This window comes from Microbacterium sp. AG157 (assembly GCF_003385695.1).
GTDB classification, from domain to species: Bacteria; Actinomycetota; Actinomycetes; order Actinomycetales; family Microbacteriaceae; genus Microbacterium; species Microbacterium testaceum.
Window position 1 is genome coordinate 156,338 of the sequence record NZ_QRDK01000002.1, and the last position, 26,469, is coordinate 182,806.

Below are 26,469 nucleotides of genomic sequence, written 5' to 3' on the forward strand. Positions count from 1 at the left end.
CATCCGGTACGGAGAACGAAAAGTTCCGCGGCGGGGCTGGGATCGCCCCGCCGCCCGCCGATAGGTTCGGGACGTGACCGACATTCCTCGTGACGCCCCCCAGCCGTCCGCTTTGCCCGAGGCGGTGGCACCGCCCGCCTCCCGCGATTCGCTTCCGGCGATGCAGCTGGCGGGTCTGGCGAAGCACTTCGGGCAGAAGGTCGCGGTGGCCGGTCTCGACCTCACCGTCCCGACCGGGTCGTTCTACGGTCTGGTCGGTCCCAACGGCGCGGGCAAGACCACCACGCTGTCGATGGCGACCGGACTTCTGAGGCCGGATGCCGGCACGGTCGGCATCCACGGAGTCGATGTCTGGACCCACCCGGTCGAGGCGAAGAAGCTCATCGGCAACCTCGCCGACGGCGTGCGTCTGTTCGACCGGCTCACCGGCGAACAGCTCGTCACCTACACCGGCATGATGTTCGGCCTCACGCGTGAGGAGGTCGGCGCCCGCACGGCCGACCTGCTGCAGATCATGGACCTCACCGAGGCCGCAGGCACCCCCGTCGTCGACTACTCCGCGGGCATGACCAAGAAGGTCGCCCTCGCCTGCGCTCTCGTGCACGCCCCACGTCTGCTCGTCCTCGACGAGCCCTTCGAGTCCGTCGACCCGGTGTCGGCCGCCAACATCGAAGACATCCTGCGCGGCTACACCGCCTCGGGTGGAACGGTCATCGTCTCGAGCCACTCGATGGACCTCGTGCAGCGCATGTGCGACCACGTCGCCATCATCGCGCAGGGCCGATTGCTGGCATCCGGAACCGTCGACGAGGTCCGAGGTGGACAGACCCTGCAGGACCGCTTCGTCGAGCTGGTCGGCGGACGCCACCACGCGGAGGGGCCGCAGTGGTTGCGACAGTCCTGAAGATCCGGTTCCGCGTCCTGGGCAACACCCTGATGCGGAGCCCGATGCAGATGGTCGGCTTCATCTTCGGAGTGATCGGCGCGCTGTGGATGCTGCTGCTCGTCGGCGTCGGGCTCTTCTTCGTCGGCACGCTCGACCTCGACATCGCGCGGTCCGTGATCACTGCCGCGGGGGCGCTGCTCACCCTCGGGTGGGTCGTGGGCCCGATCTTCGCCGCGGGGCTCGACACGACGCTCGACCCCGCCAAGCTCGCGCCCTTCCCGATGACGACGCGGCAGATGATGGTCGCGATCATCGCGGGAGGGCTCACGGGGGTGCCGGGCATCACGACCGCGGTCGGTTCGCTCGCCGTGTTCCTCGTGTGGGCGCGGTACCCGGTCGCGGCCGTCGCCGCGCTCGTGTGCGTTCCGCTTGGCGTCGTGATCTGCGTCGTCGCCTCGCGCGCGGTGGCCGCCCTCGCCGCCGGCATCGGCGGAGGCCGCCGCACCCGCGAGATCATCGGCCTCGTCGGTTTCGCCCTCGTCATCTTCGCGAGTCCGATCTTCATCGGCATCACCGGCGCTCTGGTCTCGGCGAGCGAGCAGGGGGTTCAGCTGCAGGCCCTCGTCACGGGTCTGTCGTGGACGCCGATCGCCGCCGCGTGGGCGGTGCCCGGAGACCTCGCAGGGGGCGCCTGGACCACGGGGGTGCTGAAGCTCGTGATCGCCGTCGTCACCCTCGCGGTGCTGTGGTGGCTCTGGCAGCGGAGCCTGTCGGCATCCCTCGTCGGTCCTCCGGCACGCGCGGCCACGCGTCGCCGGTCCGGATCGCTGGGGTGGTTCGGCGTCATGCCCTCGAACCCCGTCGGGGCGACCTGGGCGCGCTCCCTCACGTCGTGGACGCGCGATTTCCGGTATCTACGGCAGTTGCTTCTGATCCCGTTCGCCCCCGTCCTCGTGCTCATCTATTCGCGCGGCGACCTCGACGGACCGTTCTTCGCGGCCTCGGGCCTGCTGGTCGGATTCTTCGCCGGCATCCTGGCGTACACCGACGTGTCGTACGACGGCACCGCCTTCGCCACGGTGCTGCAGACCGGTATCCGCGGGCGCGCCGACCGCCTCGGACGCATGCTCGGGTCGGCGACCGTGAGCATCCCGCTGGTGCTGCTCGCCGACGTCGTGACACTGGCGATCGTCGGCAAGTGGGAGTTGCTCCCCGCGGTGATCGGCGGCTCGATCGGCCTCACGCTGGTGGGGCTCGGTGTGAGCGCCGTGAGCTCGGCCCTCCTCGTGGTGCCCACGCCCGCCCCCGGCGATTCGCCCTTCAAGCGGGTGCCCGGCTCGACGTTCACGATGTTCCTCGCGTTCTTCCTCTGCTGGGCCCTGGTCGCCGTGCTGGCGCTGCCCGCTGTCGTACCTGCCGTGATGGCGATCTTCTTTGGGGTGACGGACGCCGGCTGGGTCTCCCTCGCGATCGGACTCGTCTGGGGCGTCATCGTCTTCGCGGGCGGCGTACTCATGGGCGGCGCGCGCTTCGACGCGAGCGCGCCGAGGCTGCTCGCGCAGCTGCGGACCTTCACGGGCGCCTGAGACCGGATGCCGCGCGCCGACACCGAGCTTCCTCGCCGTTCTGCCTGTCAGACAAGTCCGAGCAGCCGGCACAAACCCGCGACGACGAAGACACCCGGTACGAAGATGGCGGCGATAAACCCCGCAGACAGCCGAACACGCAATCTCCGTCCGTGCGGGGCGACCTCGCCTGACCGAAGCGAACGATCGTCGCGGTAACGCTGCGTCTGCGAACGCACCCTTGTGCCGAGAACGCTCACCATCGTTAGGAGCGCCACGAATTCCTGTTCCCGCCAGAGGCGCCAGGGCCTGCGGGCGGTGAGCACGAACCAGCCGTCGACCAGCTCGGCTTGGCAGTCGGCGGCCACATCCAGCATCCGCTGCATGACGTCGGGAGTGAAGACGTAGAGGGCGTCGCGCTCGTAACCGGCTGGCACGTAAAGCGAAAAGGTGCGGTCGAAGTCACCCTCGAGGCGCAACCGCTGACCGCCCCGCACTTTCGACGCAAACCCGTCTCGAGCGCGAGCACGACGATTGTGGACCACGATGTGCGGCGTCTGCACCTCAAGCGTGATCGCCACAATACCGCGGTGGCGCACCGCCCGTGCGAATTCGGGCCCGACGCTGGCGGCGGTGAACACCGGCCACCGCCCGGCCGAGCGGGGGCGCAGGGCATGCGTGGCGACCGCGCCCGGAAGAGACACGACGGCCGTCCCCGGCAGGTCGACGACGCGAGGGTGGACGTCGAAATCGAGCCCGTTCGATGCGGCAGCGCGGGCGACGCGCACGGCGCGCACGGCGTCTCTCCACGCGACAGCGCACCACCATGCCGCAAGCAAGCCCGACAGGACGAACACCGCGCCCGTGATCGTGTCGGCGGTCGCCGACGGCAACTTCGCTACCGGCACGTAGAGCGATAAGAACACCGCCTGCGCGGCGAGATAAAGGGTGCAAACGACGATTTTCGCTTTCCACCGTCTTCCCAGTGGCGTGCCCTGGGCTCGGTCGAAGCGGCGGACGTCGTGCACAGCCACCGGACTTCGGAGTGCGCCGAGATCAAAAGTGTCGGCGAGGCTGTCGGTCATACGTCGACAGTAGTGACGCAGGAGGGCCGCGCTGCTTCTCGGGAGGTTGTGCATCCCGTCTTCATCCCCGCCATCCTCGCGGTCTTCGCGGGAGCGACGGGCGCGGGGTGGGTGTCACTCGGCATCGGACTCGTCTGGGGCGCGGTCGTCTTCGCGGGCGGGGTGCTCATCGGCGGCGCGCGCTTCGACGCGAGCGCGCCGAGGCTGCTCGCGCAGCTGCGAACGTTCACGGGCGCCTGAGACCGGATGCCGCGCGCCGGTCTCGGCGTGGGCTCAGTCGTCGTAGGGGTAGTCGAAGACGAAGCCCGGGACGGCCGCGGGATCCAGCACGAGCACTTGGCCGGGGTGGATCGTGCTGCCGGGGATGCCGTTCAGCGTGGTGAGCGAGAGAGGGTTCCAGATGCAGAACCGGTCGCCGATCGCGGCGGGGGTGTCACCGGGGGCCACGGTGTACGTAGCGATGCGTCCATCTTCCATGGACGTGGGGGTTCCCGCCGCGAACTCGCGGACGCCCGTGTCGACGAGCTTTCCGAACAGACTCGCGGTGGGGGCCTGCCCGTCCTGACTGCCCATGTGGATGTAGGCGGGTTCCGTGCAGTCGCCGAACCCTCCCCCGGGGATGTACGTACCGTTGCCGACGTCGACGTACCCCTCGGGCGGTCCGTAGGGATCGGCGGGGGCGGATGCCGTGGGCGTCGTCGCGTCGTTCGGAATCACTTCCAGCGACGACGTGAGGCCCGCGGCCACCGTGGCGACCGTCCCCAGCGACGCGAAGGCCGGCACCGTCAACGCCGCCAATCCCACGACCACCGCGCCGCACACGAGGCCGACGATGACCTTGGCAGACGGCTTCATGGTGTCGAGCATGCCAGGCGGCGTCGTCGAGCGCCATTGCCTCGGGGCGTGGTTCGTTCGGTGCTCGCGGCGGGCGGGCCATCGCGGTCACCACGCACGGGTCTAAGGTGAGGGCCACCGCCCGCCGCCGGAAGGATGCCTCATGGCCACCTCGCTCGTCGTCTACATCTCGTTCGCCGGAGCCGCCCGAGAGGCGATGACTTTCTACGAGTCGGTCTTCGGCGGCGAGCTGAAGATCAGCACCTTCGGAGACTTCGGCATGACAGACGCCCCCGCCGACGGTGTGATGCACTCCGAATTGCGTGCCGACGGCTTCACCGTGATGGGAGCCGACGCCTTCGGCGAGCCCGAGGGCGGCTGGGGCGCGAATCGCGTACACGCCGCGTTCATGAGCGACCAACTCGATCGCGTGCGCGGCTTCTACGACCGCTTCGTCGAGCGGGGCTCCGAGGTCGTGCAGCCGCTCGAGAAGCAGATGTGGGGCGACCTCTACGGCGAGGTGACCGATCCGTGGGGCGTGGCCTGGATGTTCAACATCGCTGCCCCCGGCGGCTGGGCCGAGAGCGGAAGCGTGAGCTCGTGAGCATGCGCCTCGAGCTAGTCCCCCTGCCCGTGTCCGACGTCGACCGAGCCATCTCGTTCTACCGCGACGTCGTAGGCTTCGTCCTCGACCACGACGTCTCCCCCGGAAACGGCATACGTGTCGTCCAGCTCACCCCGCCCGGCTCCGCCTGTTCGATCTCCTTCGGCGTCGGAATGGGGGCTGGGACGCCGGTGTCGAACCTGCACCTGGTCGTCGACGACCTGGACGCCGTTCGCGCCGACCTCGCCGCGAAGGGCCTCGAGGTGTCACCGGTGCAGGACATGGGCGGCGGGGTGCGCTATGCATTCTTCGCAGATCCCGACGGCAACTCCTGGGCCCTGCAGGAGATCCGCGCGGGAGCGCGGCTTCCCGATCCCGTGTCGTAGGCACCGGACGCGCCTTCAGGCGCGAGTTCGAGGGAATTCCGGATGCCGGCGCCGCCCGCCGTTCACCCGCGCTCCGGCCTCTCATCCGTGAATTCTCGGCGACCCCTTGGAGCGGCGACTTCGACGCTCTCCGGGCGCCCCGTGGGCGGCCGGTTCCTGAACGATTCCGTTCGAAAAACGAAGAAGGCCCCCGCTGGACGGAGGCCTTCTCGTGGTGTTCTGGTGGCCCCAATGGAAGCGTTCGCGAACAATTCACGACCCCTGTTGGCGCTCAGCGAGGCGCTGCGAAACGGGGAGATTTGTCGTGCTCTGCGAGGACGGATCCGTGAGCATGGGCCCGGAACACGTTCCCTCCGTCAGATGACTCCCGCGCTGCTCGAACAAATCATCGCTGACTACCGCGCAGGCGCCAGTGTCTACGCCATAGCTGATAAGCACGGCATCCATCGCCAGACGGTCACCAACCATCTCGTCGAGGCCGGCGTCACACTCCGACGAACCATCACGGATATGGAGCGGCAGCGGGCGAGGGAGCTCTACGACTCAGGCGCGTACATCAAGGACATTGCCAATGTTCTCCACCGCAACCCGGCAACTATCGCGAAGATGGTGCGCAGCGATCAAACGGTGGCACAATAGCTGCCGTCGTAAGGCCCGTGAGCTCATCGCGTTCAAGGACCCACCGAACACGACAATCAACTGAAGGTCAGGTTCCCCAAGGGCTCAGTCGCGGTCGCGTAGCGGATCAAGAGGATTAGGGAACAGCGCGTCGATCGCCTCACCCACGACGAGATTCGGTTTGCCGCGTGCACTTCAGCGAAAGGGCGTCTCGCTCTTCACAACTGGAAGATCGGGGTAACCGTGAAACTCGAGGAATTCACGTAGAGCGTCTACCGATTCGTCACCGAGAGGACTCGGTCCAATATGTACCGCGCGTATTGGCAGCCTGCGCGCGGGGCGTGTGACAAACCGATCGTTTGCCGCACGTTGGTTCTCGCCGTCCGCTGGCGAAACTTCGATATAGGGAGTGAGCCCGAACCGCGTCGAGCGGTATTTCACGAACTTCCACCTTGGATTCACCTCGAACACAACGCGAGCTTCACGCTCGTCAACGAATGCCGGATTCTTGAGTTGCAACAGATCAATGCCTCCAAGATTTACCCAAGGGAGCAACGCATCGGAAAGAGGATGCGGCCCTCGACGGGCTAGATCGGCTATACGCTCGACACGCTCTATAGCGGTCGTTGAGTCGTACTGGACTGGCCACCAGCCGTCAGACTCAATCCGCACATCATCAGGATCTGGGCCATAGATGGGTTTACCATTATCGTCCTCATCGATCTCATCACGCTTCCAAGATGCGGGCGGGAAGGGATGACGGTCAGTCGGAGCTTGCGCTACTGGCAAAAAATCCACGCCGGCGTCTAACTCAATCGCATATGAGACAGACGATCCGTAACCTCTCCAGACCGTCAACAGATCGGGTTTAAGCGCAGCGCAGAGGAGGAACGCCTCAAGCCCGTTGCGCTCGGCGTATTGCATTAGTTGGTCGAAACGAAGCGCCTGGTCATGGTTGAGCTTCTTACGCGCGACGAGGCCCGCCTGCTTTAACGTCGCGGTTGCGTGCTTTGGCTCGAGGGAGTCATTCATGAACCGGTGAGAAGTTGCCCAAAAGACGCGGTTCGTGACGATACTTCGGAGGCCCTCCGCGTCCGTATAATGCCAGACAAACTTCGGCTTCTTCATCGCATCCCCCTCTGTCGTACTTGATCGCTAGCCACGGAAGCCCAAACTACCTTCTTGCACAGATGACAGGCAGGTCAAACTAGCTTCGCCCATCCCGGTTAATCTCCAGCTCGAACCATCAGCGCGAATCGAACAGACTCATCAGGGTGCGCCTGAGCCCAACATGCAGCGAGAACAGTCAGAACGTGGGGCCTGCCATACACGTCACCGAGACGGTTGACCCAGTCGTGGGCGTCCTCGCCCTCCAGTTCGTCAAGCTTTCGCTGAAGCTCCGCAGAGTCAACATGCAGCGCCTCGGCCAGTGCGACGGGATCGTCCTTGAGCGTCCTGAAGAGTTCGTCGGGATCGCCTGTATCAGGTAGGAAATGAAGCGGCCACTGACCGTCAATCGGGCGGTCAGACATCTTCCCCCGTTGATCACCGTCGGGCACGACAGCGAACGCCAGCTCGGCCTTGGGCGGCCGGGGAAGACTAGTGCGGAGAGGCGTCATGAAACCATTGCCGCCGCCCCACACAAGCGAGGTGCTTTTGGATAGCGATCGGTCACCCTGATCGAGCAGGGCACGGCACAGATACCAGGCTGACTCGTCCTCCACAAACAGAACACGCTCGATGGGCGGTCGTGCGAGCAGAGTATCGGCAATCGTAGGGTCGTCTTCGGAATGATAAGCGTCAGTCGAGCCACTCTCACCCATGCGCAGGAGGAGGAACCCGTCGTGGTCGACAGCCGAAGCGATCATCTCTTCCGAGTGCGTTGAGATCAACATCCGCCAACCGCGTTTCTGACAGATCGCGAGAAGTCGCGAAAGAAGGCCTTCGACACCGACCGGCGGGAGATATGCATCGGGCTCGTCGAGGAGCAGAGTGAGATCCTTGTGGTCCTTGAACTGCTCGAGAATCCAAAGGAGGAAGTGAACCGAGAACTCGCCAAGCCCCATCTCCAACGCGTCATATGTGATTCCGGCATAGCTCACCGTGAAGTAGGGCGTCAGCGGATCGTCATCGGGGTCGCGACCCCAACGAAACTTCGCCGCGATTTCCTGCCCCTCGGGCCCGACGTCAAGCGCGTACCATTCAACCGACTCATAATCGCGGCCGACTACCCGTCGCACGTCATCTAACCGCTTGTCGTCTGGGCCGATCAAGCCCAGCTCATCTTTCATCTCGGCGAGATTGTTGAGAGACCTGAGCACCATGAGCGCCTGCTCACACAAGTGATGAAGGTCCAGATAAAGCGCCGCCTCCCCGAGGCTTGCAGCGATAGAACGAAGCAAACGTGACTTGCCGGAACCGTTTCGTCCGCCCAGGACAGTGCAAGGGCGAGATAGATCAATGACGCTGGCGGGCCCGATCGAGAACAAGTTCGGAGTCGCGTTGGCGTGCGCAGCTTGCAGATCGCGCCAGACGCGGAGCTCGTCGGCTCGCCTCATGCTGTCGCATCCCCATCAATGATCGGGTTCCCCCAGTCCTCCTGCTCAATAAAAGCCGATACAGATCCTTGCACAAAGTTGGATGGGCTCTCCTCAAGCTGCCGGATCAAGCTGTCCGACATTCGCTTCGGCTGCGTGTCAAACTCGTGCACAGAAACGAGATGGATCACGAGGTCTCGAATCAGAACAGAGGATACGTCGGTCACTCGATACGACGCACGATCGTCGTAAAGGGCAACGAGTGGGCCCAGGAAGTCGGTACTGTGGTCGGCACGCGCCTCGAGACGGAGCTCCTCGAACCGAGCAAGCAGGTGGTCAGGAATCAATCCCGTGTCAATGGGAGCCCACGCACAATAGACCAGCCAGGTCTGCAACGTGCCCTTGTTGAATCGGACGCGATTCTTCGTCGCGTCGATCAACCTAAGTAGTTGCGCCGCCGCAGATCGGACACCAGAAATAGTCGTTTCCGCGAATGCGCCGGTCCTGTACTGGGTCTCGACCACGTTGTTATTGATGTGGCGGCGCATGTCGTCGATCTCGAGAGCCACGCATGCACGCGCGATCACGTCATCGTAGGCGAGTCGACTGTTGCTGAAACCAATTCGCTCCCTCGTCAGAAGCCCGCTCGCTTTGAGTTCCTCGACCAATTCCTTGACTTGGTCGCGAGCTTCTCCATGCAGAGCGTTGCGCTTCTCCGGGGGCGTGAGGTTGTAAGACTGGTTGAGCCGAAAGAAGAGCTCATTCGGCTCTTGTGGCTTGTAATCGTCCAGCTTGATTACAGAAATCGAGAAGCCGTTCACGGCGCGGCGAACTTCGGCCGGGAGCTTCTCGTACGTCAAGCCGTCGAGCCGCCTTATCCGCTCGTCAGGAGGCTCCGTCGACCCATTCACCCTGATCTCGTTCGCGAAGAAGTCGCGGATCGCAGCTAGCCGCTGCTGTCCGTCCAATACAACATCCTCGCCTTCCGAATCCACGACCACGTGAATCGCAGGTACATACCACGCGCGCAGGATGGTGTCGATCAGACGTTGCCGGCGCGGAGTATCCCAAATCTCATCGCGCTGAAAATCAGGCTGGAGATCAAGCTCGCCCTCACGGATCCGGCGCACGAGCGACTCAAGGTCAGGGTCGGTCTTTGTTAGCCTCACGACTTTCCTTAAAAGAGTTTGGACGCATTGATGTCGTCGACCTTGGAAGCTTCCGCCGCGAACGAACTGGGGATCACTGGCTCAGGCACTCGGTTGTTATGCGACTCCATGACGTCGGAGATCTCAGCAGCGATCAGGTCGAGCACGTTGTCCATGCTCGTCACCCGCTCCGACACACCCCGCGATATTGAGGCGGCGACGTAGCCATCACCCGCCGAGTTCTTCATAAAGCCGTAGATGCCAACGCCGTCGAGGTATGTGGCCGTCAGCGCCTGAGCATCTTGAATCATCTTCGCAAATTCTTCGGGCGTCGATAGCCGCGCAGCCCAGAGCGTATAGACAAGAGGCGGAGCCTTACGACGCCACTGATCCCAATGCTGGATGCGGGTATTCTCCTGCTGCCTGTAGAGCTTCAGGTCGGTGGCCTGAAACTTCAGTTCCTTGCGACGGTTGCTCCAATCAGCACGCCCCTTGCGATCCGGCGTGGAACCAAAGCCTGGCGCACCGGTCAACTTGGCTTCACAGCATATGAGAGGGTCTTGCAGCGCCTTGCCCGGGCGCGCCGGCCAAGCAATGTCGATCTGATGCAGCTGAGAGAAACCCTGAACGTTGCTTCGAGATGCGAGTGGGCTCGAGGTCTTGTTGCTCAGGATGAGCGTGATGATCTCCGAGAAGAAGTTGCCCTTACTCCGATAGATACCCTCGCCACCCTCAGAGCCTTTCTTGAGCCTGCTGCCTGACGCCGCGCGCGGCGTGACCTGCTCGACGCGGTACGTGTCGATCGTCCAGAGCAGATCTAGAAAGTCAGACTCAACCTCCCGGAAGCTCTTGACGAGCTGATCCTGGATGCGGTCCCGGAGCGCCTCGACCTTGTCCCAGGGATTGCCTACGAGCGCTTCTACGCGCGCTTGATCATTGGGATCAGCAGATGAGGCCATGGCCTCATTCTGCCCGACGGAGTCGCCGTTCTCTCCGTTGACGTGCCGCGCCGAGTAGAAGTGCAATCTCGTCTGCCGAGAGACCAGCCCCTACACCGAGCACCGCTTCATCGACTCGCTTGGCTACTTCAGTCCACTGACCGTTGCGAAGCCGAGTATCGAGCGACCGTCGCTGCGGCTCGAGCGCTTGCCACGCTTTCGCCATCACCTCCGGTGACGGCAACGGGAGCAGGGCTGCTTCTCTGGGCTCCATCTTCAAGATTCCGCCACCGTACGAACGCCCGTTTATCTCAGCACCCAGCATGGTGACCGAATTGAGACACATGTAAGGGAGTGCGGCGGCGGCGATCTTCGGCGCACCCTCGTGCAGGCGGACGCCGTGCATCGAGTTGAGGAAACCAACCTTCGCGGAGTTCGTGATCAGCCGTGGATAGTTGTGGCTCATATAGGTGAAGAAGAGATCGGGCGTCGATGGCGCAGGCGGCCTCCACCATGGCGTGCGAATCTGGCACTTGTAGCCCTGGTCGATAGAGAGCGATTCACCGTAAGCGGTGTACGCAATCCGACCCTCAGAGGTGTCAGACACTTCAGGCCTGAAGAGCCACACAGGCTCATCGGCATCACGAAGTTGTTTCCATTGCGCACGAGTGAATGCCGGGCTCCTGAGATGCCGCGTACCTGGCGGGCTGACCGCAACAAGCTGCGATTCAGACAGCTTGTACTGCAGACGCGTCGACTCTGAGATGACGAAGAACTTGTTAGCGCCCGTCACCGCACCGAGTTCGGATGTTCCGTACTCACTCAGCGGGCTGAATGAACGCGCCAGCACCTCGCGGTAGAGACCGCGCGCAGCTTTCGGCACGAGAATGTCAGTCCACTTACCCGACTCGGGCGGTGTGACGTTGAGTTGCATGTAGGGCCGCACCTTGGCAAGGTCATCTGCAGTCTCGACGTGCCACAGGGAGAAGGAGTCGCAGCCTCCGCGCCCCTCTGCGAGCAAAAGCACCACGTCTGCGAGGGCGTCCTGAAACTGCAGTCTCTCAAACAGAACAAGGTTCACGCGCTCGAAGCGCGATCGCAGCCAGGCGCGAATTGGCTCAGCGTACCCAACAGTGAGAAGCTCCGCGGGCAACACCATCGCTAAGCGACCCTCGGGCTTCAGGAAACCCGCCGCATGGGCGAGGCTCGCCGCCCACGACGACGCGAGTCCACTCAGGCGGACACCCTGCTTGAGCGCGGCCTCGGCGCTGAGGCGCCGGGACGTTCCAGTGTGCTCTTGGTACCGGATGAATGGCGGGTTGCCAATCACCGCGTCGAGGTAGGGCACTGGCGCATCCAGCACATCGGGCGTCTGCAACTCAAAGAAGTCCGAGGCAATGAGATGTGCTTCGAGGGACTCTTCCGCAAGGAGACGCTCCGCCTCACCGAGGGATGCCGCGTGGAGATCGACGCCGAATAGCTGGCTATCCAGATCATCTGCTCGGCCGAGTGCGCGAAGCCTCCGACCCGCGGCGAGCAGGAAGACTCCGTCACCACACGTGGGGTCCATGACCGCAGCGTTGGGATCGTCCTGGATCGCCCATGCAGCAAGATGCTCGGCGATCGGTTCTGGTGTGAAGAACGCCCCACGAGCCTTGCGCAAAGTCGCGCTATCGCCGGGTAGGAGGTCCACGCTGGCCACTCTACGGCGGGCCTCCCACGTTGATCGAGTCGGCACGCCGAATCGAACATAGTTACGGTAAAAATTCCCAGAGATCGGGGCGCCGACTTACTCTGGACACATGATCCATGAGTTCTACGACGAGCATGGCCTGTTGGAGCCGGGGGTGCGGCGGACAATCCAACACGGCTCCGCCGCACCGAAGTTCGAAATCATCGCCACCCTCAAGTCGTTGACCCCCGAACGCTGGCGCGCCGAGGTGACGTTGTTCGGCGCGACTGTGGTCAAGCTTGATCGGACCTTCCCTTCCAAGCAAGCTGCAGGCGCCGCGGCGGAGGCCGCTCTGCAAGAGCGCATGGTTGCAATCTTCGCTAGCTGAAGGGTCGGCGTTACGACTCAGGTCGATGCGGCCCGCCCCAAGCAGCACTCTCGGCGTGAGCAGTCGTCACGGGGGTGGCAAAGTGTGGCTGACACGTGCTGCGGCCCCGTGGGGTCGCCGTGTGTCCGAGGGTTTGGCAGAGTGCTCGCATGAGTACATCGACACCGGCATGTGGCGCTCGTAACGGCGACTTCGCTTGCTCGTTGCCTGCAGATCACGCGCGCCTACCCATTCCCGGCGCTGCCGAGCATGGGGTGCGGTGGCGAGACCAAAACGGCATCAAGTACACAGCGTGGTGGTCAGACGAGTTCGCGGACGTTCGGATTGAAGAGCGATAGGCATCTCGCCCGTCTAAGTAGATTCGACGTCGGACTGGTATGTTTTGCGCCATGTTGGATCCCCGTGTGGTCGCAGCCTTCAAGGAGTCGTTGGTCGACCGACTGCCGTCGATGGCCTCGACTGAGGGTGTAGGCGAGGCTGCGGGCCGCGCCGTACACGAGCAGATGTTCGAACATGCAGCCAGAGGCTTTGCGAGTACGGGGACCGCTATTTCTACCCTCCACGGTGCTCCGCGCGAGAACGCGATTCTTTCGAACCTTGGCGGCGGGCCCAAACTTCACGGCGGTCTCGGTATGGCTGGCGGCCAGACCGCCTTGGGTCGCACGAGTGGTCGCGCTTCTCTTGCCGCGGAGCTGACTGTGCCGTTTATCGCGATCGGGTGCAACATCGCGGCTGACACCGTGTGGCGTTACGGCAGGGCCGTGTGGCAGGACCGGAGCCGGTCGAAGCTCCCCATTCGTCCGCGAGACCCTGATACTGCTGGCAGTTCATAAGGGCAACCCAGTTTCTCGCCGCCTATCTCACATCGCCCGGGCAAAGCGCATCGCATCCGCTAATTCTGCACCTTCGTCCCGCACGATGCTCGCCGTAACGCCGCACAGGTAAAGCGAGGTGATGTGTAGAACGCTGGTCCAGTCAGAGGAAGGCTTGGACTCGAAGAATCCGTCGTTCTCGATCGGCGCCCAGTCGATGGCCAGTCGGGCCGTGGCATGGGTGGACTGAGATGCCTCCTACCACATCTCATAGAGCTCAGGGTTGTTCGTCCTCTTCAAAGCGGCGACGAACGCCCGGGCTTCGTTGTCGATCGAGGAATCGATGACGCCAAGCATCGATATATCCAAGGCTGCGAGTAGTGGGGCGAGCTCAGCTTCGACTCCCATCGCGGCCAGATGCGATACGCGGCGCGTATCGAGTCACTGCGCTTCCGCGACGGGGTCGGGCGTCGCGGCGGAGCGATTCTCTAGCGTGTACAGCCACATCAGGCTCCCGAAAAGCTCGGCGAAGGTTCACGCGTTTGGTGGTGCAGATCCGTCGAGAAAGGCACGAGCGAGGCAAAGAAGAGCGAAAATCTGGTGGTGCAGGGCACGCAGCCAGGCCGACCGCCAATTGCGTTACAGGGGTTGCCGGGAAATCTTCGATCCGACACCCCAGGACTGCTTTTGTCCTCACTTCTAGTCGACGCGCTGATAGTGGCCTTGGTTGAACGGCTACAGGCGACTCAGGAACGGCATTCACCTCCCTTGTCAACCTATCTCCCCCAGGTGGATAACGGGCGACCTGGCTCCGTGACCACCGTAGGCCGTAGACGCCGATGAGGAATAGGGCGGTGGCTTAGGCGACCACCGCCCCTCGTCAAGGTCGATTATTCTCGTCAGTACTGCCGTCAACGCGCTCAATCTGCACCTCGAGGATTGACGACATTTCCTCCAATATCGCTGCCCAAATGACCGTCTCGACGTAGTCGTCTCGATCGATTGGCTCCTCGCGCCAGGGGCTGCCAACGCGTTCGCGGGTCAGGACTCGGTAGATTCCCGGCTCGAGTAGACCCTGCCGAAGATCCTTCGGTAGCTCGGTGCTCTCGCCCTCGTCATCGGTCAGTCCGACCACTACGACGTCGCCGACAAGTCGGGCGTCGCGGGCCGGTGGAACGTGGAAACGACACAGGAACGTTGCGCGCCGGTTGTACGGCAGGTCCCGGATGAGTCCCTCTTCGTTGACATACATCGTGACGCCGAGATCGGGGATGTCGACGGCTTCGATCCACCCGCCGACAGCCTTGTGATTGTCACCGACCTCTTCGAGTTCGATGGTATGCATGTCCCTGGCGTCGGACGCCGGGATGATGATGCCCTGCACCATGGTGGTGTGCCGCCTTTGTGCTTGCGACCGGGAACCGGGATGGTTCTCGTGAAATCGCAGAGCACAAACGAGCAGCGCTTATCACGAGGAGCGAGAGTGGGGCAGGGCGGCCGGCGAGCGAGCATCCAGATGGACGTCGCTCAAGCCGACCGCCCGTGAGGGTGAAGCCGTCAGGTGGTCGACGTCTTCGCTCGCGGGGTCTTCGGTGCCGGTGTGGCATTGAAGATGGCGGCGATGGCGTCGCGTTTACCTGCTGCTTCGCGTTCGATTTCGTCGCGGACGTCTTGTGCGCGGCGTTGGATGGCTGGGTCGGCTTTGGTCTTGTCGATCCAGGCTTCGATGGCGAGACGTACCTCGTCAGTGACGTTGCGGTCGCGCAGCTGGGCAATGATGTCCAGCTGGGTGCGGGTGGACTCGTTGAGTCTGACCGCGAGGGGTTTGATCGGGCCGCAGCCGAGTCCGTTGGCGGACGCAGCCGAGGCGGGCGGGGTGTTGACGTTGGACTCGCTCATGTGGGCGGGTCACCTCCTTGACGGATGCGGCCGAGAACTCAGGACAAGTTCTCTACAAGACCGCAGACCAGCAACGAGGTCTGAGGCGGACGCCTGGACCGAACTGCAGCACCCGTTGTGCTTAGTGAACGACGGAACGTCGTCCGCGCCAACCGTCCGATCGACACCTCAACGAGGCCTTCGTTTTCTGACTCACTTGAAGCCGGATTGACGATTTACCGGGCCGAGCAATGAGCATGCCAGCAAATGGCAAGTGCAAGATCCCGGGGTCACAACAATGTCAAGCGGAGAATGTCGACCATTCATCCGAAGAGGCGAGGTCGAACGCTCCTCCGCGGTGGAAGAGGATCCGCTGTGATGAGTCACCATCCTCAGCACCCCAGCCGAGAGCAACTTCAACCTCCCGGCGCGAGGGCGAATCACCGAAAGTGGACACGAGGACCGTCGGCTTATCGCTTCGAGACCTAAATTGTTCGCGCATCACGTCGTTCACGCAAGCATCGCGGAACGAATACCCGACGATAAGCCATCGATTGGTCTCAGCAATCGAAGCAGCGAACATCTCGTAGGCGAGAGAGAACGGAAAATCTTCGACATGTGCTTGCTTGTCTCGTTGGTTCGCGAGAACTACAACCGGGCGCACGTTCGTCTGCCCCTCTCGGACGGCGACCCACTGTGAGTGAGTCTGCAGAAAACTACGATCAAGTTTCACGAAACCGGTCCGTTCCCGGTTTGTCCAATAAGTCAACGAACCGTGCAAATGAAGAAGTCGTAGCCGTCGCTCATCCGGTAAGTCGCCTCGGCGGCGGAGCGGAGGCACATTGTACCGAACCCCGTCAGTTGTGACCGACCCGGACCGGTTGCCTTGCGCCATGTCCGCCAGGCTGTCGCGGTACAAATGAATAAGTGCAGCAAGCAGGAGTGTGTCGTAGTTGAGGTTGGCGAAAGTCACCCGACCGTCGAACTTGCCCACGATTGCGCGCAACAGCCTGAACAACCCACTAGCATCGCTGTGTCGCATTTTTGATCGCTCGAAGATTATCTCGAGAACCCGACTGATGCCCGCGTCGCGCACCTGCTCGGCAAAGGTGGTTACCCGGTCTAGCGCTGCCTTGAGGTCTTCGTCTGCCGGCGACGTCAGGGTAGCGAGCTCCCCCAGATAACCCAGGGTGCGGGTTTCGGAGCCAAATGCGCCGACGATGATTTCAAAGTCGTCGTCGGTCGTCGCGCCCTCGGGAAGCGCTCGTCGGGCGATCTCCTTCATCGCGCGGAGAACATCAGATCCGGCGTCGCCTTCACGTTCTACACGTTCAAGCATCTCCTGGGTGATGGAAGCGAGATTCAACTCTGGGTTGTACGCGACGCTCAAACCATTACCTACAAGTACAGACAGGTCACTCACTAGTACAGAGTGTCACACTCCACTTGCACAGCCCAGTAATCTCGACGTGGGGCCGGGTCCCGCAATGACGACGCGGCTGCCGGGAAGTCGCGGGGCGTCGCACCTATCAGCGCTTCACATCGTGTGGGCCGCTTGCTCACCGCTATCTTCGGGGGATGCGCACACAACCTGTTCAACCTGGCAAGAGCGCCAAGCCTGTTGAGGAACCCGCCGAGCTCAGAGGATGGAGGCGGCTGCTCGTGTGGGCGACAATCATCGCGAACCCGAACGAGCCGGAGGCCCCAGACCTACGGACTGAACTAACACCGCTCGAGCTGGCGAATTCGGTACGGAGAAGCTTCTACAAAGACAGGAACTACCTTCGACGCAGACGGAGTCGATGGGCCGCGGGCGCGATCACAATCCGGATGCTGGCTCTCGCATTCTCGTGGGTGGCAACTGTCCTCCTCGGCCTTTCCAACCTGTCCGGACTGGCGGCATGGGGCTTCGCGTTCTCCGCTCTCGTGACTCTGATCACCGCCCTCGAGCCCTTCCTGAATTTTCGGTCGCGTTGGGTTTCCGCGGACGAAGCGCTAGCACGCTGGCATCGGGCCGAGGAAGAACTCACGTCCTACGTTGCGACTACATCTGAAGATAAAATCGCCGCTAGCGAAGTGCTTCGATTCGACGAGATGCGTCGCGACGAATGGATGCGATTCAGTCAAGACTGGTTGGCCAACCGTCGAAGCGCGGCTTCAGAGCCGCGGTTCTAATTTGTGGAACGGCACCGCTAGTTCGGGCACAATGAGCGCGTGGACAGCACCTCGCTAGAAGGCGTGTCGGTCGTCGTGTCGATCATCGCCGCGGCCATCTCCGCGGTTGGCGCCGCCGTGGTCGCATGGCAAGCGGTGCAAACAAGACAGAGCACCCGGGCCGCTATCGAAGCCGTCGACGTTGCCCGTGCCGAGTTGAGTCAGGGGGAAGCGCTGCGCGACGATGCGCTGAAAGCGCACATCGATGCCGAGATGCCGCGCGTTACGGTCACGGCATATCTCCACGCCGAAGTGCTCGATCCTGCCGAACCGCCCGCGTCCATCTTCCTCGACGACCGCAAGAAAGACCGTCTGACTCAGAAGGAGTACGTGCTCCCGCGGGACTCCTCGAAGCTGCTTCAGGCGAAGGGAACGGTCACCGTGATCAACGACGGCCCGAGATTCATGGAAGCGCGGTATCGGTCCGATTCAGATCCATCAACACGCCCACTCGACCTTGCCGTTCCCCCAGGGGAATCGCGAACGGTTGAAGTCTCTCGCACTGAAACGGTGGAGCGATGGGTAGATCTTGCAAGGTGGGCGCAGGGAGACACCTCAATCGAAGGTCCTCATGAGGACGTCATCTTCAGCATGAGCTACCGGTTCCCGGGGTGGGTCGGCGCCGTCGAAGAACACCGGGTTGTGATGGGTGGAACCGCGGTCGAACCGGTGGAGGGCAATGCAAGCGCGTGGCGCCCTGCGCAGCTCAACAGCTCGAGGCAGGATCACGTGTCGCCTGCTTCTCTCGTACTCCAACCGTTCGAGCGTCACTACTTTCGTAATCGGCCTGGTGACGACGTGATGGGCTGGTTCTAGGACTCAGCCTTGCGCCAGCAAACGCGCCTCACACGCTCCGAGCCAGCCGCAGAAGCTGACGAATCGCTCGACTCCCCCGCCGCCCGATCATGTACCCAGCGAGGTCGAGGACGTCGAGCTCGCCCATGTCACGAAGTTTGCGCATGTCCCTGATGGCATCTCGTTTGCCCCAATCGTCGCGCCACCCGTTGTTGCCGTTCCACGCGATGCGTTCGTAGAGTTCCATCGCCTCAGCCGACCGGGTGGGGACGAGGTCCTCGCCCGTATCGAAGTTGAGCGCACGGTTGTGTCTCGCCCATCCGGCGAACTCCCCCGTCTCCCACTCGAGAACGATCACGAAGCCGGCACTTGCCGGGCGGGCCGACGCGAGATCATCAACCGACGGCCAGAAGTAGATCCGCACCGCGGGTCCGTCGATCGCAGCGACCGAGGACTTTCGCGTTCGGTACGGGAGCTTCCCCCATCCGTCTGGCAATTGATCCCTGGTTGCCGCGATACCCATTACGGCAGACGCTCTTTGGAACCAAGGTCCTGTGCAACGGCGAAGACGTGCGATGCTCGGTCGTCTATCGACACTTCTTCGTTCCACGGAACGTAGACGAAGCGCGGGCTCTCTCGCGAGCCAGAGGTAGGCATGCCGCTCAAGGTAGCTCGAACCCCAGACACTGCGCTTCCCGGGACTTCCTCGCGGCAGAGTCGTCGCGCCATCCGCCTGTGGATAACTGCGAACGTCCAGAGACAGTTCTCGCTACTGTGCCGATGAGCGCCAGGCACCAACGAGCAGGAGAGAAGGAATTTAGCGTGGATGATAGAAAGCACGTGGAATTAGATGATTGCCCGGGGTGGTGTGTGGCGGATCACACGAATCAGGTCCACCCGCACGACGCACGCCACTGGGGTGACCTCGGCACCGTCGCCGCGGTGGAGCTTTCTCCGAGAACCAGTAACTCTGACCCGGGAGGGCGCAACCTCCAAATTGACATCGGGATTGAGCGCGCTGTGGGGTCTGGTTCGACGTGTATCTCCCTCACCATTGATGAGCTCGACGAACGGTCGATGCTCATCACCGCAGACAGCGCGCTGCGCCTCTCCCACGCGCTCGCCCGAGCAGTAGCAGCGACGAGCGCGTAGGCGTCCGACTGAAGATGGGAGAAGTCTCATCCAAATCCGGGGCACATCGTCGTATCGTCGAGTGTCCGAAATGCGAAGGGGGCTCGTATGGTCTGGGGTGCTGACGACGCGGTGCAGCGGGTACAAGATGACGTCCATCGGGCGCAGCAGCGCGCGGAGCGGTATCCCGCGCTGCAGTCCGCCATCGACGGCGTGCGAGGCAAGGCTGTCTCCATCCGCCGTGACCTTTCCGTCGAGGTCGACGCTGCCGGCGTGCTGCGCGACCTCCGCATCGGCGACAGTGCCCTCGACCGTGGCGGAGACCGTCTCGCGGCCGAGATCTTCGAGCTGATGGGCAAGGCGACTCGACAAGCTCGTGCCCACACCCTCGTCGCAACGACAGAGATCATGGGTGACGACGATCCGATCGTGAAGACGATCGCGGCGGACCTTGAGGCCCGTAATGCGGGTGATGAGCTCGGTCGGTCCGGGGGTGTCCGGTGAGTGGCGGCGACATCCGGGTCGATGTCGAGCTTCTGCACCAGCACGCGGGCCTCGTTGATCAGCTCGCCTCCGATGCTGCGCAGGCGCTCTCGGCGGTGCAGTCCGTCAATCTCTCCGGTGGTGCGTTCGGGCTGCTGTGCTCGTGGATGGTTCCGCCGGTCAGCAGCGTGTCGCAGGCCGTGGGGTCCGCGATCCAGCAGGGCGGCGACGCCATTGAGCGTTCCGCATCGCAGCTTCGTGACGCAGCTGGGGACTTCCAGCGCTACGAAGAGTCCGTCGTCGATGTCGTTCGCAGCCTTGAGCGAGGGCTCGGCTGATGAGTGACAATCCGCTCGTCGCTGCCCCCGTCGCATCTGAGCCCTCAGCGTTCGGCGGCGCCTATCTTCTGCAAGACGGCGCCGACCTCGCCAACGCCATCCAATCGGGCAACTGGGTCGAAGGCGGCATGGCAGCCTTCTCGACGGCAGTGAACACGATCGCCGCGGTGATCGACCCGATCGGCACCCTCCTTGCGAACGGCCTGGGCTGGGTACTCGACCACATCGAGCCCCTCCGCGGCTGGCTGCAGGATCTCACCGGCAACGCCGCCGAGGTCCAGGCATTCGCGCAGACCTGGGCAAACGTGTCGAACCAGCTCAACCAGGTCGGTGGCGATCTGCAGCACCGGCTTGCGGATCTCGACGACATGAGCGGTGAGACCATCACCGCCTACCGTGCTCACGTGCAGGCCCTCGCGGACACCGTTGCGTCAACCGGCACCTGGTCGGGGGCCGTTGGATCGGGCCTCGAGATCGCATCCACGCTCGTGCAGGCGGTCTACGAGCTAGTGCGTGACGGTATCGCGCAGGTCGTGGGTACGGCTATCAGCGCGCTGATCACTGCTGGCGCGACCCTCGGACTCGGCACGCCAGTGGCAGTCGGGCAAATTGTGGCGCGGGTTTCTTCCGTCGCGACGCGCGTCGGCCGCTTTATCGAGAACCTGCTGTCGTCGGCTCGGAAGCTGATGCCGCTGTTCGACAAGCTCTGCTCTGTACTGGCGAAACTGTTCCGCCGGGGCCATGGTGGCGCTGCCGAGGACGTCCACCTCTCAAGCAGTGGTACAGCGGCGCCCACTCCGGATGGCTCCGTCAACGGCACCGCGCACATGCCTACCAGCGCGCCAGACCCGTCGGGCGCGAGCGCCCCTTCCCCCTCGCAGAGCGGCGCGCCAAACCCAGTACCCCAGCCAGCAACACCTCCGATCGTGCCCACACAGCCCGTTCCGGCAACGCCTTCGAGACCCGTGAGTTACAAGCGGCCCAGCGGGTACCGCAAGGGAGTGCGAGATACTGTGTATGAGCAGAACCGTGGGCCGGACGGCCACGTGCGAAACCCGCGCGATCAATCGATCATCGGGCCGGACGACAAATGGGACATGGGGCACAAGCCCGGCTTTGAATTCCGGCATCACGCCGCGTCTGCGGAAGAGCGCGGAATCCCGAGGTCGCAATTTCTTGACGAACATAACGATCCGAGCCACTATCGTCCGGAACTCGGAAAGCACAACCGCGACCATCAAGACGAACTTGGGCGCGAGCAGTATCAGGGCCCCTAAGCGAGGATTAGCAACACATGATCGATTCGTACATCGCCCGCGACCGCTCGCTCGTCGGTTTCGGGCGTCCGGGGTTGGAACCGTTCATTGGAAAGTACGAAACGGCGGAGTCGGGCCATTCCGTGGGAGGCTTTGCCGTTGCTGACTGCCCGGACGGGGGCCTGACGTCATGGAGCACGGTGGGCGCCAGCTTCATCGACACCGGATACCGCACCGCTGCGGGAAAGCCGGTGACATCAGAGTTCGTCGGCTGCGCGGGTAGCGACTGGGAACGTTTCGGCGGTGGGCTCGCATTCTGCGCGTTCTACGTCGCAGACGGCGGCCCATCCCGGTACGGGACGGTCATTCGCGGCGCGTTCCAACACGCTGGAGCTGACGTGACAACCCAGCATGGTTTCATCGTCCCCCCGTTCTGCTGGGAGAACGAGTTCCCCGCGTACGAAGACGAGAACGTCTACACGACGTGGCTGCAGGTGGTGCCGATTACCGACGAGGAGGCCGCGTTCGCGGAAGCTCGTGATGGAGATGCCCTCGAGGACCTGTTCGAACAGCGTCAACCTGACCTCTTCGATCTCGGCCGCGCCAGCTTGGTCTGACCGGAGAGCCACAAGGCCACGCGGGTGGGTTGCCGGGGACTATCACGAGCGCATTCCAAATCGCGTTAATGCGTGCAAAGTAGGACACCCCCGGTCTCTACGGAGCCGGGGGTGTCCTACTGTCCGAACCAGTTACGCCGTAGCCGCCTTGTAAGCCTCGATGACGCTACCCGGGACGCGCCCACGATCGCTGACCGTGTGGCCGTTAGCCCGAGCCCACTCACGGATCGCGCCGAGGTCAAGGTCGCTCTTGGAGCGAGCCGCACCGCGGCTGGCTCGACCGGCGCCGGCGGACCCAACCGGGCGTGCTGCGTCAACGAACGGCGTCAGCGCCTTGTAGAACTTGTCGGCGTTGCTGTCAGAGAGGTCAATCTCGTACGCGCGTCCTTCAACGGAGAAGGTGATCTGCTTTCCTTCGCCCTGCTCGAGAACGGTGCCGTCAAGGTCGTCGGTGATCTGCGCAATGTGTTTGGTAGCCATGGTGAGCAAAACCTTACACCCGAAGGTAACAATTCACGATCGATTTGGATCGAGCCATTCGAAGCTGCAATATCAAAGACAGCTAACTCGACCATCCGTGCATCTCTTGTCCTTCAGCTGGCGGAGCGGCAGTAACCGGCGTATGGCCGTTCGCTTGCAGACTTCTACTACCACGCGCAACGATCGAGGGGGCTGACCAGAGCGCTCAAACCTCTCGCGTGCAGAACGCCCACCTCGTTCTCGTTTGCCACCTCGCTCACGGGTGGCTACTTGCGAAATGACCTCGTGGCGAGGGACTTGAGCCCCCAGCATCGGACTGACTGGACGAGCTTGAGTAGTCAGGATTCCGAGTCGAATCGAACCAGCACGGATTCCAGGGTGGTGCCTAGGCGTTGGCAGACCGCCCGGGTCTCAACCACATCGAGACGCCGTTCACCGTTCTCATACTTGCTGACGAAGGACTACGGGACGCCGAGGTCGCTTGCAAGGTCAACCTGACGGATGCCCGCTTCCTCGCGAACCGTGCGGAGGAGCCGCTGCAGCCGCCGCATTTCTTGGCGGTTAGTAGTTGGCTCCACATGCCCAATTGCAGGCCGCGACTGGAGAGAAGCGACCCTGTCGGGTCGCCCGTCCGGTCACGTTGCCCACCAAGCCCCTCGTTCCCCGTGTTTCCGCCGCTGTTAGTCGGTTGCGGCTGCGGACTATCCCGCCCCTGGCGGGATCCCCTGTGCCGGGGAGGGCCCAGTCATGAGCAGCATCGGACGACGCACCCTGCAACACATCGCAGACAGCCTCAGCCCCAGGGACTGGGCCATCCTGCGCTTTCTTTCCACCCAGAAGTTCGCAAGCACCACCCAGCTCTGCCGCATGCACTTCACCACCCACGCGACCAGCGGCGCTGCCACCAGGGCGTGCCTCCGCGTCCTCGACCGGCTCCTCGAGCGTCGTCTCGTCTCCCGCCTCGATCGACGCATTGGCGGCATCCGCCACGGCTCCGCCGGATTCATCTGGCACCTCGACGTCGCCGGCGAACGCCTCACCAGACCCCGCGGCGCACCCCGCCGCCACGTCGGCGACCCCACGACAGCGTTCCTCGACCACCACCTCCAAGTCACCGACACCGTCGTCACCCTCAACGAACTCAGCCGACACACCGCCCTCGACCTCGCCGCCGTCCACGTCGAAACGGACGCCTGGCGAACCTTCCTCACCAGCCACGGCACCACCGCCGTCCTCAAACCCGACCTCTACGCCCACCTGTCCACACCCGAGTTCGACGATCACTGGTACCTCGAGATCGACCGCGGCACCGAAAGCACGCCCGTACTCATCGCCAAATGCCGCCTGTACGCGGCTTACAAGGCCACCGGCCGCGCCCAAGCCGAACACGGCGTGTTCCCCCGAGTCCTCTGGATCGTGCCCACACAGCGCCGCGTCCAGCGGCTCGAACAGGCGATTTACGGCGACCCCACGCTGCCAAACCGGCTGTTCACCGTCATCACGCCGGACCAGCTCGCGGCCACCGTCGACCCCGGCACCGACATCGAGACACCCGAATCACGAAAGGAGGAGTCATGAGCCCCGAAACACCACCACCCGCAGACCACGGCCCTGAGAAGAAGGAGTGGGGCGACGACCGATTCGGCCCGGAGGCCCAAGCCTCCGTCGACCGCTCGCTCAGCACGCTTCGTGACCCAGACGATGCCCTCCGTCTCCTCTCGCTCGTGAGAGAGGGCGGGGCAGGCGCCGCCGCTTACCTCCTGCTGCCGGACACGAACATCGCCGCCGCCAACCTTGAGGAGGCATTTCACGACGCGTACGTCGATGCGTGGGAGCACTTCGCCGAGTTCCGCCGCGACGTCCTCGACGGCCTCGGCTGGCTCGACGCCGTCAAGAACGTCATGGACGAGCAGGGCATCCCCGATGACCACCTGCGCTGGAACCACGCCGTCGTCGACGAACGCATCGCCGCCACCTACGACGCCGTCCGCCTCGACGGCTGGTGGCACATCTTCTACAAGTAGCCCAGGTCACCCCACAGACTTCGCCCCGCCACGCAGCACTATCCCGGGGCGGCACCGGCTTCACCTCCCGCAGGTGGGGAAATCCAACTAAACAGACCGGGGACCGGTAGGGAACGGCTTCGGTGCTTCAACCGAAAGGCGGCGCACCAATGCACATCACGTCAATCTACAAAGAGCACTACCTCGGAGAGACCTACAGGGTAGGGGTCGCCTACCTGAGGGCCCGCAAAGAGGGAGACGACCGGGCACCCCGCCGCGTCGGCGACTACTCCATCGCTCGGCAACGAGAGTTCATCGCCAAAACCGCTAGAGCCGAGGGCGTGATCATCGTGGCCGAGTACATCGAGTACGGCGACGAACCGGGGTACCGGCCCGCCTTCACCAGCGCAGTTGCCTTCATATCGGAAACCCACGTCAGGGACCTCTACGCAGCCCGCGACGAGTACCTGACCTGGCGGCGTAAGGACTTCCATCTGTTCATGCACCACCTGAGCGAGAACATGATCACGTTCGTACCCGCCATCGATCGGTGGAGGCAACACTAACCGTCACCCGTGGGGCCAGACGCGCAGCCAGCCGCCTGACCCCATGCCCACCAACAGACCACACTCACGACCCGGCGGACTGACTTTTCCCCAGGTCAGCGTTGACAAAACCACATCGCCATACATCTCGACTTAAGAGGTGAGATGAGCGTAAATCAAGGAGCTAAGTCCGCCAAGAAGCGTCCAGAAAGGAGCGATCATGTATGAAGCCGCAGCCCCGCCCGGGGCTCTCACTGTCGCCAAACTCACCGCCGTCTCGTACCTACGGGTTTCGACGAGTCAACAAACCGAGCGTGATGGAGATCCTGAGGGGTACAGCCTGCCCGCCCAGCGAGAGGCCAACCGCCGCAAGGCCGAGGCGCTTGGAGCCGAGATCATCGAAGAGTTCGTCGACCGCGGCGAATCTGCCCGCTCCGCTGACCGACCGGACCTGCAGCGCATGCTGACGTTCATCGCCAAGAATCCGGTGAACTTTGTCATCGTCCATAAGGTCGATCGGTTGGCGCGCAGCCGAGCCGACGACGTGACCATCAATCTCGCCATCCAGCAGGCGAACGCCCGACTCGTGTCTGTCAGCGAGAACATCGATGAGACGCCGTCGGGGATGCTACTCCACGGCATCATGAGCTCAATCGCTGAGTTTTACTCGCGCAATCTCGCCAACGAGGTCGTGAAAGGAATGAGCCAGAAAGCAAAGACTGGCGGCACGCCGGGGCGCGCGCCCATCGGCTACCGCAATAGCGCTGCAGTCAACGACGAAGGCCGTGAGGTCCGCACCGTCGTGCTTGACGACGTGCGTGCACCTCAGATCTGCTGGGCATTCGAGGCCTACGGATCCGGCGAGTACACGCTCACCCAGCTACTGAAAGAACTTACTGCGCGGGGACTGACTACTCCCCCGACGCCGAAGAGAGCGTCCCGACCACTCACGGTTAGCCAGCTTTATAGCGTGCTGAACAACCCGTACTACCTCGGCATCGTCACTTTCCAGGGAACAAGCTACCCGGGACGACACATACCCCTGGTCGATCAGGCCACCTGGCAGAAATGCCAGCAGGCTTTCGCGTCACGGTCGACCGGTGAGAAGGCTCGCATCCATAACCACTATCTGAAGAGCTCCGTTTTCTGCGGCCAGTGCAAGAGCAAATTCATCATCCACTACTCCAAGAACTCCGCAGGAGTGATCTACCCGTACTTCGTTTGAATCGGTCGCCACCAGAAGCGCACGGACTGCA

At 63.1% G+C, this 26,469-nt stretch carries 28 protein-coding genes; 16 read left to right on the forward strand and 12 right to left on the reverse strand.

From position 1 onward, the window contains the following. The first annotated feature begins 160 nt into the window (after window positions 1-160). The gene (locus DEU35_RS06520) at window positions 161-904 is read left to right on the forward strand and encodes an ABC transporter ATP-binding protein (RefSeq protein WP_116239340.1); all 744 of its coding nucleotides are present in this window, start codon (window positions 161-163) and stop codon (window positions 902-904) included. Next, window positions 886-2,472: a hypothetical protein gene (locus DEU35_RS06525; RefSeq protein ID WP_258873374.1), complete on the forward strand. Its 1,587-nt coding sequence runs from the start codon at window positions 886-888 to the stop codon at window positions 2,470-2,472. The genes DEU35_RS06520 and DEU35_RS06525 overlap by 19 nt, the downstream gene beginning before the upstream one ends. Window positions 2,473-2,519: 47 nt before the next feature. On the opposite strand, the gene DEU35_RS06530 is transcribed toward DEU35_RS06525, so the two are convergent. After that, a complete protein-coding gene (locus tag DEU35_RS06530; RefSeq protein ID WP_103206287.1) occupies window positions 2,520-3,536 on the reverse strand; it encodes a hypothetical protein in 1,017 nt (338 codons plus the stop codon). A 48-nt stretch (window positions 3,537-3,584) separates the two neighbouring features. Between DEU35_RS06530 and DEU35_RS06535 the strand changes: the two genes are divergently transcribed. After that, window positions 3,585-3,776, forward strand: a complete 192-nt coding sequence (locus DEU35_RS06535) for a hypothetical protein (RefSeq protein ID WP_116238996.1) — start codon at window positions 3,585-3,587, stop codon at window positions 3,774-3,776. Window positions 3,777-3,809: 33 nt separating this feature from the next. Here DEU35_RS06535 and DEU35_RS06540 read toward each other — a convergent pair whose 3' ends face one another. Continuing rightward, window positions 3,810-4,391, reverse strand: coding sequence for a LysM peptidoglycan-binding domain-containing protein (locus DEU35_RS06540; RefSeq protein ID WP_181904590.1), 582 nt, complete (start codon window positions 4,389-4,391; stop codon window positions 3,810-3,812). 142 nt (window positions 4,392-4,533) lie between these two features. Here DEU35_RS06540 and DEU35_RS06545 point away from each other — a divergent pair, with 142 nt between their 5' ends. The 3 genes from DEU35_RS06545 (at window position 4,534) to DEU35_RS06555 (ending at window position 5,999) form a co-directional block, all read left to right on the forward strand. After that, the gene (locus tag DEU35_RS06545; protein ID WP_116238998.1) at window positions 4,534-4,974 is read left to right on the forward strand and encodes a VOC family protein; all 441 of its coding nucleotides are present in this window, start codon (window positions 4,534-4,536) and stop codon (window positions 4,972-4,974) included. Beyond that, window positions 4,971-5,360 carry a VOC family protein gene (locus DEU35_RS06550; RefSeq protein ID WP_116238999.1) on the forward strand — a complete coding sequence of 130 codons (390 nt, stop codon included), beginning with the start codon at window positions 4,971-4,973 and terminating at the stop codon, window positions 5,358-5,360. The genes DEU35_RS06545 and DEU35_RS06550 overlap by 4 nt, the downstream gene beginning before the upstream one ends. A 360-nt stretch (window positions 5,361-5,720) precedes the next feature. Beyond that, complete coding sequence (locus DEU35_RS06555; protein ID WP_116239000.1) at window positions 5,721-5,999, forward strand: helix-turn-helix domain-containing protein; 279 nt, start codon at window positions 5,721-5,723, stop codon at window positions 5,997-5,999. A gap of 174 nt (window positions 6,000-6,173) precedes the next feature. On the opposite strand, the gene DEU35_RS16825 is transcribed toward DEU35_RS06555, so the two are convergent. The 5 genes from DEU35_RS16825 to DEU35_RS06575 form a co-directional block, all read right to left on the reverse strand. Beyond that, window positions 6,174-7,106 (reverse strand): hypothetical protein, encoded by a 933-nt coding sequence (locus DEU35_RS16825; protein WP_147301835.1) that lies wholly within the window; start codon window positions 7,104-7,106, stop codon window positions 6,174-6,176. A gap of 98 nt (window positions 7,107-7,204) precedes the next feature. After that, window positions 7,205-8,536 carry a hypothetical protein gene (locus DEU35_RS06560; protein WP_147301836.1) on the reverse strand — a complete coding sequence of 444 codons (1,332 nt, stop codon included), beginning with the start codon at window positions 8,534-8,536 and terminating at the stop codon, window positions 7,205-7,207. Then, window positions 8,533-9,684 carry a DUF262 domain-containing protein gene (locus DEU35_RS06565; RefSeq protein WP_116239002.1) on the reverse strand — a complete coding sequence of 384 codons (1,152 nt, stop codon included), beginning with the start codon at window positions 9,682-9,684 and terminating at the stop codon, window positions 8,533-8,535. The genes DEU35_RS06560 and DEU35_RS06565 overlap by 4 nt, the downstream gene beginning before the upstream one ends. A gap of 8 nt (window positions 9,685-9,692) precedes the next feature. Beyond that, entirely contained in the window at window positions 9,693-10,622 is a 930-nt protein-coding gene (locus DEU35_RS06570; RefSeq protein WP_116239003.1) for a hypothetical protein, read from the reverse strand. 4 nt (window positions 10,623-10,626) lie between these two features. Next, on the reverse strand, window positions 10,627-12,294 hold the full coding sequence (locus tag DEU35_RS06575; protein ID WP_181904591.1) for an N-6 DNA methylase: 1,668 nt from the start codon (window positions 12,292-12,294) through the stop codon (window positions 10,627-10,629). A gap of 109 nt (window positions 12,295-12,403) precedes the next feature. Between DEU35_RS06575 and DEU35_RS06580 the strand changes: the two genes are divergently transcribed. Continuing rightward, window positions 12,404-12,661, forward strand: a complete 258-nt coding sequence (locus DEU35_RS06580) for a hypothetical protein (protein ID WP_116239005.1) — start codon at window positions 12,404-12,406, stop codon at window positions 12,659-12,661. A gap of 1,692 nt (window positions 12,662-14,353) precedes the next feature. Here DEU35_RS06580 and DEU35_RS06585 read toward each other — a convergent pair. The 3 genes from DEU35_RS06585 to DEU35_RS06595 form a co-directional block, all read right to left on the reverse strand. Beyond that, complete coding sequence (locus DEU35_RS06585; protein ID WP_116239006.1) at window positions 14,354-14,860, reverse strand: DUF3846 domain-containing protein; 507 nt, start codon at window positions 14,858-14,860, stop codon at window positions 14,354-14,356. 170 nt (window positions 14,861-15,030) lie between these two features. After that, complete coding sequence (locus DEU35_RS06590; protein WP_116239007.1) at window positions 15,031-15,372, reverse strand: hypothetical protein; 342 nt, start codon at window positions 15,370-15,372, stop codon at window positions 15,031-15,033. 280 nt (window positions 15,373-15,652) lie between these two features. Further along, the gene (locus DEU35_RS06595; RefSeq protein ID WP_147301837.1) at window positions 15,653-16,774 is read right to left on the reverse strand and encodes an SIR2 family protein; all 1,122 of its coding nucleotides are present in this window, start codon (window positions 16,772-16,774) and stop codon (window positions 15,653-15,655) included. A 791-nt stretch (window positions 16,775-17,565) separates the two neighbouring features. On the opposite strand from DEU35_RS06595, the gene DEU35_RS06600 reads away from it, so the two are divergent. Continuing rightward, entirely contained in the window at window positions 17,566-18,381 is an 816-nt protein-coding gene (locus DEU35_RS06600) for a hypothetical protein (protein WP_116239009.1), read from the forward strand. Between the two features lie 28 nt (window positions 18,382-18,409). On the opposite strand, the gene DEU35_RS06605 is transcribed toward DEU35_RS06600, so the two are convergent. After that, on the reverse strand, window positions 18,410-18,718 hold the full coding sequence (locus DEU35_RS06605; protein WP_147301838.1) for a hypothetical protein: 309 nt from the start codon (window positions 18,716-18,718) through the stop codon (window positions 18,410-18,412). A gap of 881 nt (window positions 18,719-19,599) precedes the next feature. Here DEU35_RS06605 and DEU35_RS06610 point away from each other — a divergent pair. From DEU35_RS06610 to DEU35_RS06625, 4 genes are read left to right on the forward strand one after another with little or no spacing between them, the layout of a single operon-like run. Then, on the forward strand, window positions 19,600-19,995 hold the full coding sequence (locus DEU35_RS06610) for a hypothetical protein (RefSeq protein ID WP_116239011.1): 396 nt from the start codon (window positions 19,600-19,602) through the stop codon (window positions 19,993-19,995). Next, window positions 19,992-20,312: a type VII secretion target gene (locus DEU35_RS06615; protein WP_116239012.1), complete on the forward strand. Its 321-nt coding sequence runs from the start codon at window positions 19,992-19,994 to the stop codon at window positions 20,310-20,312. The genes DEU35_RS06610 and DEU35_RS06615 overlap by 4 nt, the downstream gene beginning before the upstream one ends. Further along, entirely contained in the window at window positions 20,312-21,589 is a 1,278-nt protein-coding gene (locus tag DEU35_RS06620; protein ID WP_116239013.1) for a GH-E family nuclease, read from the forward strand. The genes DEU35_RS06615 and DEU35_RS06620 overlap by 1 nt, the downstream gene beginning before the upstream one ends. 17 nt (window positions 21,590-21,606) lie before the next feature. After that, entirely contained in the window at window positions 21,607-22,185 is a 579-nt protein-coding gene (locus DEU35_RS06625) for a suppressor of fused domain protein (RefSeq protein WP_116239014.1), read from the forward strand. A 132-nt stretch (window positions 22,186-22,317) separates the two neighbouring features. On the opposite strand, the gene DEU35_RS06630 is transcribed toward DEU35_RS06625, so the two are convergent. Next, window positions 22,318-22,665, reverse strand: a complete 348-nt coding sequence (locus DEU35_RS06630; protein WP_116239015.1) for an Lsr2 family protein — start codon at window positions 22,663-22,665, stop codon at window positions 22,318-22,320. A 747-nt stretch (window positions 22,666-23,412) separates the two neighbouring features. Between DEU35_RS06630 and DEU35_RS06640 the strand changes: the two genes are divergently transcribed. From DEU35_RS06640 to DEU35_RS06655, 4 genes are all read left to right on the forward strand, one after another. Continuing rightward, window positions 23,413-24,243, forward strand: coding sequence for a replication-relaxation family protein (locus DEU35_RS06640; RefSeq protein WP_116239016.1), 831 nt, complete (start codon window positions 23,413-23,415; stop codon window positions 24,241-24,243). Continuing rightward, a complete protein-coding gene (locus tag DEU35_RS06645) occupies window positions 24,240-24,689 on the forward strand; it encodes a hypothetical protein (protein WP_116239017.1) in 450 nt (149 codons plus the stop codon). The genes DEU35_RS06640 and DEU35_RS06645 overlap by 4 nt, the downstream gene beginning before the upstream one ends. A 149-nt stretch (window positions 24,690-24,838) precedes the next feature. After that, entirely contained in the window at window positions 24,839-25,234 is a 396-nt protein-coding gene (locus tag DEU35_RS06650) for a hypothetical protein (RefSeq protein ID WP_116239018.1), read from the forward strand. A 199-nt stretch (window positions 25,235-25,433) separates the two neighbouring features. Beyond that, window positions 25,434-26,438 carry a recombinase family protein gene (locus DEU35_RS06655; RefSeq protein WP_116239019.1) on the forward strand — a complete coding sequence of 335 codons (1,005 nt, stop codon included), beginning with the start codon at window positions 25,434-25,436 and terminating at the stop codon, window positions 26,436-26,438. Window positions 26,439-26,469: the final 31 nt, after the last annotated feature.